At 74.1% G+C, this 14,176-nt stretch carries 11 protein-coding genes; 8 read left to right on the top strand and 3 right to left on the bottom strand.

Annotation, left to right across the window (positions count from 1 at the left end):
• Window positions 1-21: 21 nt before the first annotated feature.
• Entirely contained in the window at window positions 22-882 is an 861-nt protein-coding gene (gene rfbA, locus K5O09_RS13220; RefSeq protein WP_222169969.1) for a glucose-1-phosphate thymidylyltransferase RfbA, read from the bottom strand.
• 143 nt (window positions 883-1,025) lie between these two features.
• Between rfbA and K5O09_RS13215 the strand changes: the two genes are divergently transcribed.
• The 5 genes from K5O09_RS13215 (at window position 1,026) to K5O09_RS13195 (ending at window position 8,607) form a co-directional block, all read left to right on the top strand.
• Window positions 1,026-3,182 carry an acyltransferase family protein gene (locus K5O09_RS13215; protein ID WP_370635453.1) on the top strand — a complete coding sequence of 719 codons (2,157 nt, stop codon included), beginning with the start codon at window positions 1,026-1,028 and terminating at the stop codon, window positions 3,180-3,182.
• Between the two features lie 106 nt (window positions 3,183-3,288).
• Window positions 3,289-5,493, top strand: coding sequence for a hypothetical protein (locus tag K5O09_RS13210; RefSeq protein ID WP_222169967.1), 2,205 nt, complete (start codon window positions 3,289-3,291; stop codon window positions 5,491-5,493).
• A 98-nt stretch (window positions 5,494-5,591) separates the two neighbouring features.
• Window positions 5,592-6,536 (top strand): glycosyltransferase family 2 protein, encoded by a 945-nt coding sequence (locus tag K5O09_RS13205; protein WP_222169966.1) that lies wholly within the window; start codon window positions 5,592-5,594, stop codon window positions 6,534-6,536.
• Window positions 6,533-7,651 (top strand): glycosyltransferase, encoded by a 1,119-nt coding sequence (locus K5O09_RS13200; protein ID WP_255595423.1) that lies wholly within the window; start codon window positions 6,533-6,535, stop codon window positions 7,649-7,651. The genes K5O09_RS13205 and K5O09_RS13200 overlap by 4 nt, the downstream gene beginning before the upstream one ends.
• Window positions 7,642-8,607, top strand: coding sequence for a lysylphosphatidylglycerol synthase domain-containing protein (locus tag K5O09_RS13195; protein WP_255595422.1), 966 nt, complete (start codon window positions 7,642-7,644; stop codon window positions 8,605-8,607). Before K5O09_RS13200 ends, K5O09_RS13195 begins: the two co-directional genes overlap by 10 nt.
• 20 nt (window positions 8,608-8,627) lie before the next feature.
• On the opposite strand, the gene K5O09_RS13190 is transcribed toward K5O09_RS13195, so the two are convergent.
• The gene (locus tag K5O09_RS13190) at window positions 8,628-9,416 is read right to left on the bottom strand and encodes a bifunctional 2-polyprenyl-6-hydroxyphenol methylase/3-demethylubiquinol 3-O-methyltransferase UbiG (protein WP_222169965.1); all 789 of its coding nucleotides are present in this window, start codon (window positions 9,414-9,416) and stop codon (window positions 8,628-8,630) included.
• Window positions 9,417-9,512: 96 nt separating this feature from the next.
• Here K5O09_RS13190 and manA point away from each other — a divergent pair, with 96 nt between their 5' ends.
• Both manA and K5O09_RS13180 read left to right on the top strand, forming a co-directional pair.
• Complete coding sequence (gene manA / locus K5O09_RS13185) at window positions 9,513-10,715, top strand: mannose-6-phosphate isomerase, class I (protein ID WP_222169964.1); 1,203 nt, start codon at window positions 9,513-9,515, stop codon at window positions 10,713-10,715.
• Between the two features lie 61 nt (window positions 10,716-10,776).
• A complete protein-coding gene (locus K5O09_RS13180) occupies window positions 10,777-12,882 on the top strand; it encodes a hypothetical protein (protein ID WP_222169963.1) in 2,106 nt (701 codons plus the stop codon).
• Between the two features lie 7 nt (window positions 12,883-12,889).
• Here K5O09_RS13180 and K5O09_RS13175 read toward each other — a convergent pair whose 3' ends face one another.
• Window positions 12,890-13,663, bottom strand: coding sequence for a TIGR03089 family protein (locus K5O09_RS13175; RefSeq protein WP_255595421.1), 774 nt, complete (start codon window positions 13,661-13,663; stop codon window positions 12,890-12,892).
• A 174-nt stretch (window positions 13,664-13,837) separates the two neighbouring features.
• On the opposite strand from K5O09_RS13175, the gene K5O09_RS19440 reads away from it, so the two are divergent.
• On the top strand, window positions 13,838-14,176 hold the full coding sequence (locus tag K5O09_RS19440) for a WhiB family transcriptional regulator (RefSeq protein ID WP_304518591.1): 339 nt from the start codon (window positions 13,838-13,840) through the stop codon (window positions 14,174-14,176).

Here is a 14,176-nt window from a genome sequence, read left to right as displayed (position 1 = left end):
GCGTGCCGCGTGCGGGCACGGTCAGTCGAGGAGACCGAGCAGGTAGGTGCCGTAGCCCGACTTGACGAGCTTCTCGGCGCGTACGCGCAGCTCGTCGTCGCTGAGGAACCCGCGTCGCCAGGCGACCTCCTCCGGCGCGCCGACCTTGAGCCCCTGCCGGTGCTCGATGGTGCGCACGAAGTCGGATGCCTCGACCAGGGAGTCGAACGTGCCGGTATCGAGCCACGCGGTGCCACGGGGGAGGACCTCGACCTGGAGGCGGCCCTGCTCCAGGTAGTGGCGGTTGATGTCGGTGATCTCGTACTCGCCGCGCGCGGAGGGCTCGAGGTCGCGCGCGACGGCGACGACGTCGTTGTCGTAGAAGTAGAGGCCGGGCACGGCGTACGAGGACTTGGGCCGGGCTGGCTTCTCCTCGAGGGAGAGCGCTCGGCCGTCGGCGTCGAACTCAACTACTCCGTAAGCGGTCGGGTCGGCAACCCGGTAGGCGAACACGGCGGCGCCGTCGATGGCCTCGAACCGGGTGAGCTGGGAACCGAGGCCGGGCCCGTAGAAGATGTTGTCGCCGAGGACGAGCGCGGCGGAGTCGCCGCCGACGAAGTCCGCGCCGAGCACGAACGCCTGCGCGAGCCCGTTGGGCTCGGCCTGGACCGTGTAGCTGATGGAGATGCCGAACTGCGAGCCGTCGCCCAGCAGCCGCTGGAACTGCTCCGCGTCATGGGGCGTCGTGATGACGAGCACGTCCTTGATGCCGGCCAGCATCAGCGTCGACAGCGGGTAGTAGATCATCGGCTTGTCGTAGACCGGGACGAGCTGCTTGCTGACGCCGAGGGTGATGGGGTGCAGCCGGGTTCCGGAGCCCCCTGCCAGGATGATGCCGCGCATGGGCACACATCATGGCGCATGAACGCGCCGGGGAGCACCAACTCGAAACCCCGATGCCTCCGATCAGGGGTATCGGGCGTCGCGGCCCGGGCTTGCCAGCGGTCCTGAGATAGCCTGCTGAACCGCTCCCATCCGCACGGTAGATGAGTGTCTGCCCACCGCGGTGCAGGGTCCACGGGAGTCCTGCAGAACGACGAGCTGGTGGGAGTGTGGGACGGGACATGCCGCAGGAAGTGCCGGGTCCTCCGGAATCCTGTGGCGTCGCCTCGTCGCGGCCGTCTCGAACCCGGCGCCGCGCCGACATCGAGGGGCTGCGCATCGTCGCCGTCCTCCTCGTGGTGGTCTACCACTATGCGCAGGCGGGCGTGTCCGGTGGAGTCGACGTCTTCCTGTTCATCTCCGGCTACTTCGTCCTCGGCGGTCTCGCGCGACGTGCCGAGCAGGGCGAGGCGCTCGGCGTCGCTGCCTTCTACCGGCGAACCGCGCGGCGGCTCGTCCCCCTGGCCTGGTTCGTCTGCGCCGCGGTCGGGGTTGCGGCACTCAGCGTCGCGGGCCGCGGTGACATGGCGACGTTCGGCCGCGACTTCACGGCGTCGGCCGCCTACGTCGAGAACTGGTGGCTTGATCTCTCCGGAACCGAGTACGGCGCGACCTCGACCTACCTCAACCCGTTCCAGCACTTCTGGTCGCTCTCAGTCCAGGCCCAGGTCTTCCTCGTCGCGCCCTGGCTCCTGCTGACCGTCGCGGCCGCGTGGCGGCGACTGCGGCCGCGTGACGCGTCGTCGATGGTCGTACCGGTCGCCCTCGTCACCGTGATCGCGATCGGTGGCAGCTGGTGGCTCGTCGCTCTAGACCAGCGGGCGGCGTACTTCAGCACCGTGGCCCGCGCCTGGGAGTTCCTCGCCGGAGCCCTCCTGGCTCTCGCTGCGAGGCAGCTGTTGATCCCCGGATGGCTCCGCGTGCTGCTCGGGTGGGCCGGACTGGTGGTGCTGTGCCTTGCCGGGCTCTTCGTGGACGGGACCACGCAGTTCCCCGGCCCGCGGGCGTTGGTCCCGCTCGTCGCTGCGGCCGCGATCATCCTCGCAGGCACCGAGCCCACCCGGTACGGGGTCGACCGGCTCCTCGGCGCTCGGCCCCTCGCCTCGGCCGGCCGGTACTCCTACGCCCTGTACCTGTGGCACTGGCCGGTGATGTCGGTCTGGCTCCTCGCGACCCGCGAGTCGCGGCTCGGAATCACCGGAGCCCTCGTGGCGGCCTCGGTCTCGGTGGTGCTCAGCATCGCGACGCACCACCTCCTCGAGCAGCCGCTCCGGCAGAGCTGGCGTGCTCGTCCTGCTCGGTGGCGGGCGGTGGGGGTGGTGACGGCCGTGGTGGTGGCGGTGGCGACAGTGGGAGTGGGTCGGGGGACGAAGCAGGACATCGACTGGGAGCGGTCGATCACGACACTCGCGGCCAACGCCGAGCTGACCGACTACCCGGGCATGATGTCGGTGGTCGATCCGGAGGCGTACCCGGTCCCGGCCGGCAAGCCGGCGATCCCCGTCCCCGGCAAGAAGGCCGAGGAGGAAGCGACCGAGGAGGCCACGGAGGACGGCTGCCCGGTGATCGGTGACCACCTCTGGTGCCTGTGGGACCACCGCACCGAGTACGGGGCGGCGACCGGCGACGTGGTCCTGCTCGGAAGCTCCCACTCGGCGGCCTGGCACGCTCCGGTACACATGGTCGCCGACCAGCTCGGCTGGACGGTCACGACGTATATCCGGGGCGGGTGCCCGTTCGCGTTCGGCGACGATCTCGCGGAGTTCGTCACAGGAGAAGCGGCGCTGCGGAACTGCGAGCGGTGGAACGGCCTCGTCCTCGAGGAGTTGCGGGAGGACCCGCCGGACCTGGTTGTGACCACGTACTCGCGTCCGTTCGCGCCGGACGGTTCCGCTGAGTGGGTACCCGAGTCCTACGTGGGAGGTTGGGAGGCCCTCCAGGAGCTCGGGACCGACGTGATCGCCGTGCGCGCGAACGCCGGTCTGCCGTCTGCCGACTTCGTCTGCCCGACGGACGACCGGTGCGTATTCCCGCGCGAGCGGCTCTATGGCGATGATGCCGAGATCCTGGGCGTCGAGGTCCCCGGCAACGTCCACGTGCTCGATGTGACGCCGTACGCCTGCGTTGACGGCGACTGCCCGTCGGTCATCGGCAACGTCCGCGTCTACGCCGATCAGGTGCATCTCACCTACGAGTACGGGCGGACGGCCTCGCCGCTGTTCTACGACTTCGTGACCGACGTGCTGGCGGGGCGTCGCTGAGCGTCGGACGCAGGTCACTCGGACGACGCACCTAGGATGGTGAGGTCCCTTCGCGCCGCAACCCCCGCGCGATCGCGCCCCACCGACGTCGAGGAGCCCCTCAGCCGTGCGTGACGTTGCCCTGGCGACCGCTGCCCTCGGCTCGGTGTTCTTCGTCGCCGGCGTGCCGTTCGCGCTGCTGCTGCGGCGAGCGCGGGACGGGTGGGTCGCGGCTGTCTGCGACGCGGCGCTGCTCGGCTTCGTGGTCGTGCCGTTGGGCGTGACCTTGTGGGCGTGGTGGGGGTCCGCGGGGGCGGTGCTGCCCGCGGTCGCGTGGCTGGCGGCGGCGGTGGCCGTGGCGTGGCGGCGGGGGGCCGGGTTGCCTGTCCGCCCGGGGCGGCCGACCGTCGCGGGCGTGCTCGCCGGGGTCGGCTGGGTGGCGGTCGCTGCCGGTGCCGGGCTGCTGCGCCTGCGGCAGGTCAACTTCCTGCCGTGGGTGGGCGACATGGGCTCCTACGTGAACTGGGCGAACGAGTTCGTGCGGACCGGGACTCTCGACGCGGGCTGGCCGCCGTACTTCCCGGCATACCTGGCGGTCGGGGCACGGCTGTTCGGGTTCGAGCACACCACCGTGGGTATGGCGGCGGTGGGACTGCTCCTGGTCCTCGGGATGGGGCGGCTCCTGCACCAGCTGGGCGTCGGTCGGTGGGTCGTGCTGGGGACCGCGGCAGTGGTGGCGGTGAGCCTGCACCCCGTGTGGTTCTCGTCGTTCCCGGTGAGCGAGGCGCTGGTGGCGCCGCTGATGGTGGTGTGGCTGCTGCTGCTCCAGCGCGCCCTGTCGGAGGAGCGCTGGCTCTTGCCGGTGGTGGGCAGCGGCGTCGTGCTGGTGGCGCTGTGCCTGCTGCGTGCGAACGGGCCGTTGGTGCTGCTCCCGCTGGTCCTGGTGCTGCTCGTGGTGCTCGCGGTGCGGTCGTGGCGGCGCTGGGCCCTGCCGTGGGCGGCTGCGGTCGCGACGGCGGGCATCGCGGCGGCGGTGAGCTACTGGTACGGCATCGCTGAGATCCGGCGCTACTACGTCGGCACGCAGCTGCCCGAGTTCCTGCCGGCCGGTCTGCTGCGGCAGATGGATGAGCTGGGGGCGTTGCACCCGCGAGGGGCCACGGCCGTCGGAGTGGTGACGCTGACCATGGTCGGCTGCCTGGTGGTGCTGGGCCTCGGCGCGCTTGCGACGCGGGCGGACGCCCGGCGCGAGAGACTGCTCACGGAGCGGGAGACGGGCCGCCGCGCCCGTGTCCCGCGCGCGTGGCGCCCCGGCCAGACGGCCGCGTTCGCGGTCGCGGGAACGCTGCTGGCAGGCGTCCTCGTCGCGATCGCGTCCGAGGAGGGTGACGCGTGGATCATCCTGCAGAGGATGGGTCTGTGGCTCGTCGTCGGCGGCGTCGTCGGCACGGTTGCCTCGCGCTGGCTGCCCGAAGGGTCGGCGCGACCGGTGCTGCTGGCGCAGGCCGTCGTGGTCGTGCTGTACCTGGTGCTGCAGGACGCACGGCTGGGCAGACCGCGCGAGCACGCCTTCTACCTGTACTGGGACCGCTACCTGTTCAGCGAGGTGTACCCGGGCCTCGTGGTGCTTGCGGCGGTCGCGCTGCACCAGCTGCTGGCGGTGCTCGGCGCGGGCCTGAGGGCCGCGCGGGTCCCAGCGGGAGGGCGCGAAGCGGCCACCGCAGTCGTGGCACTCGGCAGTGCGGGCGCGATCGTCGCCGCCGCGCTGCCCCAGCTGGACCCGGCGGACGACCGGGAGTTCCTCGGCGGGGCGTTCGACCTGACCCAGCGGCTGGCGGACGTCGCCGAGACCCAGGGGGACGACCCCGTGCTGTGGTCGTCGGCCGGCGGCGACGCGATCGAGGACTACTTCTTCCCGAACACGTGGACGGCACTGGCGCGGCCGCTGGAGTACACGTTCGGGCTCGAGGTGGTGAACCTGGACCGGTCGACCGACTTCGCGCCCGACGAGCAGGTAGGTCGCAACGACATCCGGATCGCGGCGTCGTGCGCCGGGACCGAGGCCGTGACCGTCTTCGACGTGCTCCGCGGCGGTGCGCCGCTCGACGCCCGGCTGGTGGACTCGGGGCTGGTGCTGGAGCCTCTGGCCACGGAGACCGGCACCATCACCTACCTGCCGCAGGGCTTCGAGCCCGAGCACTGGCGGGACGTCGACCTGGTGGTGATGGCCTGGCGGGTCGAGGTGCCCGCCGCCGCCCGCATCAGCAACCCGATCTGCGAGCCCGTGCCGTGGCGACTCGTCTCGGGCGGCGCCGTGATGTCCGTGCGCTGATCCGTGGCCGGGGTGCCGCTCCTGCGGCCAGCCGGTGGCGCGGCCCCTGGGGTAGCCTCGTGTGTCCCCTCGCGCCCTCCCCGAGCCAGGAAGCAGCAGTGAAGGTCTTCATCCAGATCCCGTGCCTGAACGAGGAGGAGACCCTCCCCGCCGTGCTCGCGTCCATCCCCCGTGAGATCGACGGCGTCGACGAGCTCGAGATCCTCGTCGTCGACGACGGCTCGACCGACCGCACGGTCGAGGTCGCGCGGTCCCTCGGAGTGACGCACTTCGTGCACCACTCCCGCAACATGGGCCTGGCGCGGTCGTTCCGCGACGGGGTCGACTACGCCCTCGCGCACGGCGCCGACATCGTCGTCAACACCGACGGGGACAACCAGTACCCGCAGGACAGGATCCCCGACCTCGTGCGTCCCGTCATCGAGGGCGTCGCGGACGTCGTCATCGCCGACCGCCAGACCGCCACCATCGCGCACTTCTCGCCGTTCAAGAAGCTCATGCAGCGGCTGGGCAGCGCGGTCGTCAACAAGGCGGCCGACACCCGGTTGCCCGACGCGGCGAGCGGGTTCCGCGCGTACTCGCGGACCGCTCTCTACCGCCTGAACATCGTCACCGAGTTCTCGTACTGCATGGAGACGATCATCCAGGCGGGCCACAAGCGCCTGCGGATCGCCTCGGTGCCGGTCACGACCAACGCCAAGACCCGCGAGTCGCGCCTGTTCAAGAACATCTTCCACCACATGGCCAAGTCCGGGTCGGCCATCGTGCGCAGCTACCTCATGTTCAAGCCGCACATGGTCTTCGCGAGCCTGGCGGCCGTGTTCGGGCTGCTCGCGCTGATCCCGATGGTGCGGTTCGTGATCCTGTGGGCGCTGCACGGCGCCAACGACGGCAACATCCAGTCGCTGATCTTCGCCGCGATCATGTCGGTCGCCGCGCTGCTGTCCGCCGCGCTCGGGGTGCTGTCGGACCTGCAACGGACCAACCGGGTGCTGCTGGAGGACCAGCTCGAGCGGATCAAGCAGATCCAGTACGGCAAGTGACCGGCGTGCTCCGCGTGCTCGCGGCGGGCACGTACGACATCGGCGCGCACCCGCGCGTGCGGGTGCTGGTCGAGGGTCTGCGCGCGCACGGCCTCGTGGTCGAGGAGATCGTCGAGCCGCTGCGGCTGACCACCGCCCAGCGCGTCGAGGTGCTGCGCCGGCCCAGCCGCCTGCCGCTGCTGGGTGCCGCGATCCTGCGGTCGTGGTGGCGGCTGGTGCCGCGCGTCCGTGCCCGGCGGCGCCGCGGCCCGCGCCCGGCTGCCGTGCTCGTCGGGTACCTGGGTCACTTCGACGCCCCGCTGCTCCGCCTGCTTCTGCGTCCGGCGCCGCTGGTGCTGGACTACCTGATCTCCGGTGCGGGCACCGCGGTCGACCGGGGCGAGACCGGCGGGCTCAAGCAGGCCGCCCTGCGCGCGCTCGACGAGGTCGCGCTCCGCTCGGCCGACCTGGTGCTGGTCGACACCGAGGAGCACCGCGACGCCCTGCCGGAGCGGCACCAGGAGCGGGCCGTCGTCGTTCCTGTGGGCGCCGACGCGCGCTGGTCCGACGCGGGGGCGCGACGCGAGCCCGCCGGGTCCGGCGAGCGGCTGTCGGTCGTCTTCTACGGCCTGTTCACCCCGCTGCAGGGCGCCCCGGTGATCGCCGAGGCCCTGCGCCTGCTGGACGGAGAGGTCACCGCGACCGTCGTGGGCGGCGGGCAGGACGGCCCCGAGGTCGACGCGCTGCTGGACGGCGTCCCGGGCGTGACCCGCCGGGACTGGGTCGACTCGGACGAGCTGCCGGACCTCGTCGCCCGGCACGACGTCTGCCTCGGGATCTTCGGCACCGGGGACAAGGCGCGCCGCGTCGTGCCCAACAAGGTGTTCCAGGGTGCGGCGGCGCGTTGCGTCGTCGTCACGAGCGATACTGCGCCGCAACGCCGAGCCTTCGGGGACGACGTCGTGCACGTCCCGCCGGGCGACCCGGCCGCGCTGGCGGACGCGCTGCGGGCGCTCGCGGCGGACCGGGACCGCGTGCGTGCGCTCGCGACGGCGGCGGGCGACCGCGCCGAGCGCTCGTTCACGGCACGTGGCGCCGTCGAGACCCTGGTCGCACGGCTGGAGGCGTGGCGGTGAGCCGGGTGCTCGGGGCCCTGCGTTCGCCGTGGGTGCGTGGCGGGTTCCTCGTGGTGGCGGTCGCGGCCGCGGTGTGGGCGGTGCAGCGCGAGTGGGACGACATCGGCCCCGCGCTGCGCGACATGCCGGTGGGTCTGCTGCTGGCCGCGCTGCTCACCGGCGTGGTCTACCTGCTGCTGACGCTGCTGTCCTGGCGCGCGGTGCTCGCGGACCTCGGGTCGCCGCTCCCGCTGCGCAAGGCGTTCGCGGTGTTCTTCCCCAGCCAGCTGGGCAAGTACGTGCCGGGTGGCGTGTGGAACGTGGTCGCGGTGAGCGAGCTGGGCGCCGACCTGCGGATCCCGCGCCGGCGCTCGTTCAGCGCGATGGCCGTCGCGCTGCTGGTGTCGGTGGTCACGGGGCTGGCCGTGGCCGCCCCCGCGCTGACGCTGACCTCGGGCGGCGCGGGCGCCGGGTACGCCTGGGTGTGGCTCGCGCTGCCGCTCGCGGTGGCCCTGCTGGCCCCGCCGGTGTCGAACCGGCTGCTGGGCGTCGCGATGAGGCTCCTTCGCCGCGAGCCGCTGGAGCACCCCCTGACGGCGCGTGGGACGGTCGCGGCCGCGGGCTGGTCGGTCGCGGCCTGGCTGTGTGCGGGTTTGCAGCTGTGGCTGATCGGGCTCGGGGTCGGGTTCCCCGCCGACGCGGACGCCTACGCCCGGGTGTCCGGCGCGTACGCGCTCGCGTGGGTGGTCGGGTTCGTGGTCGTCGTCGTCCCCGCCGGGCTCGGTGCCCGGGAGGTCGTGCTGGTGGCCCTGCTCGCGGGCGTCGCGCCGGACGCGGGCGCGGTCATCGTGGTCGTCCTGCTCGCACGCGTGGCGCAGACGCTCGCCGACTTCCTGCTCGCGGGGGCGGGCGTCCTGGTGCTGCGGCGAGGCGCCGCGCGCGCGGCACAGGCGCAGCGGTCCGACGCGGCAGGCTGAGCCCGGACCGCACCTTCCCCTCAGCGCGGCGCGCGGCCCCAGGCCACCAGGCACGGCCCGCGCCCCGGGACCGCGTCCTGGAGGAGGCGGAACGGCGTGAGCAGGGCGCGGCGCACCGGCTCCTGCCACGCGGCGCGGGGCTGCAGCAGCCGGCCCGATCCGTGGCTGCGGTGCTCCATCGTGTGCTCCGCGGTCCCGGCCAGGCGGCGGCGGGCGATCAGGTCGCGGACGTCCTCCAGAACGTAGCCCAGCGGGAACGCGTAGCGGCGCAGTGCGATGTCGGTGACGCCGGCGCGCTCCAGGGTCGTCCGCAGCCCCTCGTCGGTGTAGCGGCGGTAGTGACCGACCAGCCGGTCGGTCGTGGAGTAGCGGTGCGGGTCGGCCGGGACGGAGAACACCAGCCGGGCGCCCGGTGCCGCGTGCCGCAGCCACTCCCGGAGCACGGCAGCGTCATCCTCGACGTGCTCGAGCACCTCGAACGCGCACAGCACGTCCGCGGGCCGCCGGTCGCCGATCTCGGCCAGGTCGTGCACGACCCGCCCACCGGCGGGGGCCACCCGCTCCCGGGCGACCTGCGCCGAGGAGGCGTCCGGCTCGACGCCGACGTAGTCGTGGAACCGCGCCGCCAGGCGCGCTCCGGCCGCGCCCTCGCCGCAGCCGAGCTCCAGGACCGACGACCCGGGTGGCTCCTGCACCAGCACCCGCGCGACGATCGGCCAGCGCAGGCCCGCCATCCAGGACAGCGGGGGGTAGCCCGGGGAGCGCGACGAGCCGGGGACGCCGGGGACACCGGGGGGCCGAGGGGGCACGTCCGGCACGGTAGCCGAGACTTCCCGTGTTCGCAGCACCTCGCGGGGTCCGCGGGCTACGATCGACCACCCGTCGTCGACCTTCGAGGGATCTGCGTGTACCGCCTGACCAACGCCATCCAGAACTACGCCTGGGGATCGGCCACCGCCATCCCGACGCTCCTGGGGACGCCGGCGACCGGCGAGCCCGTGGCGGAGGCCTGGTTCGGGGCGCACGCCAGCGCCCCGTCGTACTGCGTGCACGAGGGCGGCGGGCCCGGGCTGTCGATGCCGGAGGTCATCGCGCGCGACGCCACGTCCGTGCTGGGCGCCGACGTGGAGGCGCGGTTCGGGGCCGGCCTGCCGTACCTGCTCAAGGTCATCGCCGCCGAGACGCCGCTGTCGCTGCAGGTCCACCCGCACATCGACCGCGCCCGCGAGGGCTACGCCGAGGAGGACGCCGCGGGCGTGCCGCTCGACGCCCCGCACCGCAACTACCGCGACCGCAACCACAAGCCCGAGCTGGTGTACGCCCTGACCCGGTTCGAGGCGCTGTGCGGCTTCCGCGCGCCGCGGCGGGCCGTGGAGCTGCTGGACGGGCTGAAGGCCCCGCTCGCCGTCGAGCTGCGGACCGTGCTCGCCGAGCAGCCGACCCCCGCGGGCATCGAGCGGGTGTTCACGCGGCTGCTGCGCCCCGAGACCCGGCCGACCGCCGAGCAGGTCGGCCTGCTCGCCGAGGCCTGCGCCGCGCGGCTGGCTGCCGGCTCGCCGTCGCCGCGGGCGGACCGCACGGTCGTCACGCTGCAGCAGGCGTACCCCGGTGACCCGGGTGTGGCGACGTCGCTGCTGCTCAACCCGGTCACCCTCCAGCCCGGCGACGCGCTGTTCGTCCCCGCCGGCGGCGTCCACGCCTACCTCAAGGGCCTGGGCATCGAGGTCATGGCGAGCTCGGACAACGTGCTGCGTGCGGGCCTGACGCCCAAGCACGTCGACGTCGACGAGCTGCTGCGCAACGTCGACTACGTCGCCGCGCCGCCGATCCGCATCGCGCCCGAGAAGTTCCACGGGGCCACCCGGGTCTACTACGCGCCGGTCGACGACTTCGAGCTGTCGGTGACCCGCGTCGCCGACGGTCAGGCGCACCCGCTGCCGGGTCGTGGCCCGCGCATCCTGCTGTGCCTGGAGGGCAGCATGACGGCGACGTCCGAGCACGACGGCTCGCTCGCGCTCACGCGTGGTCAGGCGGCGTTCGTCCCGGCGTCCGACGGTGCGCTGACGGTGCGCGGCGGCGGCACGCTGGTGCAGGCCGACGTCCCCTGACCGCGGCGACCGCCTGGTGACGGGCCCGGTGGCGCCACCAGGCGGTCGCGCCGCACGGCCCGTGCCCGGCATCCCCCCCGCGCGCTCGCGGGTGCTCGTGCTGCTGCTGAGCCTGCCCGACCGGCTGCCGGTCGCGCTGCTGGCCTGCGGGGTGGCGGCGCTCGTGGCGGTGCTGCTCGGCCAGCTCCGGCCCTGGGTCGTGCTGCCGCTCGCGGCGGCGCTCGTCGTCGCGACGTGGCGGCTGGTCCCGCCCGCCCCGCCGGCCACGCGGGCGCACCTCGCGTCGCTGGCCGCGCTGCTCGCCCTCGTCGTGGGCTGGCTGGTGCTCGGCCTGCGGTCGGTCGCCGAGTTCGTCGTCGTCAACCGCGACCCCGGCTTCCTCACGCTGCAGGCGCTCTGGCTCGTCGACCACCCCGCGGCGCCGATCCCGGTCGGTGGCGCGCAGGCGGCGGCTGCGTCCGCCTCGTCGGCGGTCGGGGCGTCTGCCGGCACGGAGGCGTTCGGGCTGCACGACGGGGTGCTCCTGGCCCAGGGGAACAAGCTGCTCCCCGGACTCCTCGCGATGCTGGGCTGGGCCGGCGGCGAGCACGCGGTGCGCGCCGGGAACCTGCTCGTCGGGGCGGTCGCGCTGGTGGCGGTGTTCGCGGCCGCACGGCGGTTCGCCGGCCCCGTCTGGGCGCTCGTGCCGACGGCCGCGCTCGCGCTCAGCCTGCCGTTCCTGGTCCTGACGCGGGCGGCCTACACCGAGCCGCTGGCCGTGACGCTGCTGTGCGGCGGACTGGCGCTGGCGCACGGCCTCTGGCACGGCGGCGCGGACGCCACGGACGCGCCCGGCGGACCGGTACCGGTGGCTGCCACGGCTCGCGCCGCTCTGGTCGGCGCGATGATCGGCGGTGTCGGAACGGTCCGTATCGACGGCGCGGTCACACTGGCCGGACTGGCCGTCGCCGCGGTGCTCGTGGCCGCCACCCCCGTCGGGCGCCCGGAGCGGGCCGCAGCGGTGCGGGGCGCCGTCGCTGCGCTGGTGACAGGAACCGCCATGGTCGCCCTCGGCCTGCTCGACGTCGTGCGGCTGAGCCCGGACTACGTGCAGCTGCACGTCTCCCAGATCACCCGGCTGCTGGTGGCGTCCGGGGCGCTGGTGCTCGTCGCGCTCACGGTGCTGGTGCTGCCCGTGGGCGCGCGCGCCCGCGCGGCCGTCGTCGCGCGGCGGACGTCGTCCGGCTGGGTCTGCGCGGGGGGCGTGCTGCTGCTCGGCGTGGTGCTGGCGTCGCGGCCGCTGTGGTGGCAGGGCCACGCGAACGACCCGCGGTCCGGGGTCGGGTGGGCGGTCACGGTGCTGCAGCAGGCCGCTGGGCAGACGCTCGACGGCTCGCGCTCCTACGACGAGCAGTCGCTCGCCTGGGTCTCCTGGTACCTGGGCGTGCCGGCGGTGGTGCTCGGGTTCGTAGGGCTGGCCCTGCTGGCGCACCGGGCGGTGGTGCGGCGCGACCCGGCCGCGGCGCTGCTGGTCGCGGTCGTCGGGGTCGCGGCGGTGTTCCCGCTGGTCAAGGTCAGCATCACGCCGGACCAGATCTGGGCGGTGCGCCGGCTCGTGCCCGCGACGTTCCCGGGGCTGCTGGTCGCGGCGGCCTGCGTGCTGGCGGCGATCGCGGCGCCCACGACCCGCACGGCCGGGCGCGGGTCGTGGCGGACGTGGCTCGCCGGTGTGCTCGGTGCCGCCGTCGTCGCGTTCCCCCTGACGACCTGGGGCTCCGTCGCCGGGGTGACCGAGCTCTCCGGCCGCGCGACGCAGGCGCACGCGGTCTGCGACGCGCTGGACGACCTGGGCGTCGACCGCGTGGTGTGGACGCACTCCAGCCCGTTCCGGTACCTGGCGACGCTGCGGGTGGTGTGCGACGTCGAGGTGGTCGAGCTGCTCGACCCGCCGTCGGCGGCCGACCTCGCGGCGATCCGCGGCGCGTGGGGCGGGGGACCGGTCGCGGCGCTGTCGTTCGACGCGACGGACTACCCGTGGTCGGAGCCGCCGACCACGTCGGTGGGCGGGACGTGGTCGCAGACCCTGGGCCGGACGCTCACGGGACCGCCGACCACGGTCGACAGGACGTGGAGCGAGGTCTGGGTGGGGCTCGTCCAGGAGGACGGGACGGTGGTCCCCGCGGGGTGAGCCGCCGTCAGGCGCGGGCCGTGACCCGCTCCGTCGCGGCGATGCGGTCGGCCCGCGCCGCGTCGTCACCCGGCTCGGGGCGGAGCAGCACCACGGACCCGCCGCCGGCGAGGACGCCCAGCACGGCGAGCGCGGTGGCGGGTGCCGTCGTGCGGTCGTCACCCACCTCCAGGAGGGCGCGCGCCCCCGGGACGCCCGCCGCGGGCCCCTGCTCCGCCGCGCCGACGGCGGTCGCCAGCAGGTCCGCGTGACGGACCGTGCCGTCCGCCCCGCCGGCGAGGGCCTCCCGCTGCGGCTCGACCTCCGGCGCCCACCCGACGACGTCGCCGTACGTCATGACGGAGGCCGCCGCGTCCAGCGCACCCGCGGGCAGGTCCCCGTCGAACCGGCGCGCCAGGGCGGGCAGTGCGACGGCGACCACCGCGGCGTCCCGCGGCGCGGCGGCGTCCGGGCGGTCGGTGACGACGACGTCGCCGTCCGGCGCGTCGGGCGGCAGGACCGTCGCGCCCACGCGCCAGGCGGCGAGCGTCCACACGAGCGAGCGCCAGTGCGGCGGGAGGTCGACCCGCACCGTGGTGCCCGGTCCGGCGTCGAGCTCCTCGACGAGGAGGTTGGTGGTCTTGCTCACCCAGTTGTCGAGCACCGCCCCGGACAGCTCGATGCGCTCGCCGTCGGGGCCGTACCAGGTGACGCGGGGGCGCCCCGGCTCGGTGAGCAGCGCGGACAGCGTCTTGGCGACCGTGGTGGGGCGGCGGGGGCTCGTCGGGGGAGTCGTGGGCACGAACGGCAGCCTAGGTGCCGCACGACGGCGCTCAACCGGACATATCGCCCTCAGTGCCCGCCAATAGCACTCTTCCGCTTGACTACGCCGAACGACACGCGTGTAATTCCCTGGAACGGCTCGTGCTGCGGCAGCCGCCGACACTGATCACCGAGCACGACGGGGGAGGCACACATGTGGAGTCTGCTCGATGACGAGGGACCCTTCCCGTCCGACGCCGGAGCCGACGCTCCCCGCCAGGACCCGGCGCTCGCGAGCGTGCTGCCGTTGTTCGGCGCGCCCGAGGACGACGGCATCATGGGCTGGCAGGAGCGCGCGCTCTGCGCCCAGACCGACCCCGAGGCGTTCTTCCCCGAGAAGGGCGGATCGACCCGCGAGGCCAAGAAGGTGTGCTCCGGCTGCGACGTGCGGGGCGAGTGCCTGGAGTACGCGCTGGCGCACGACGAGCGGTTCGGCATCTGGGGCGGGCTCTCCGAGCGCGAGCGGCGCAAGCTCAAGCGGCGTGTGGTCTGA

The organism is Cellulomonas sp. C5510, assembly GCF_019797765.1.
Lineage (GTDB): Bacteria > Actinomycetota > Actinomycetes > Actinomycetales > Cellulomonadaceae > Cellulomonas.
This window is presented reverse-complemented; position numbering and strand designations above follow the sequence as displayed.

What these genes read in the sequence shown, in the direction of transcription:
- rfbA (WP_222169969.1), bottom strand. Translation starts at nt 882, where the DNA reads ATGCGCGGCATCATCCTGGCAGGGGGCTCCGGAACCCGGCTGCACCCC.
- K5O09_RS19440 (WP_304518591.1), top strand. Translation starts at nt 13,838, where the DNA reads ATGTGGAGTCTGCTCGATGACGAGGGACCCTTCCCGTCCGACGCCGGA.
- K5O09_RS13215 (WP_370635453.1), top strand. Translation starts at nt 1,026, where the DNA reads ATGAGTGTCTGCCCACCGCGGTGCAGGGTCCACGGGAGTCCTGCAGAA.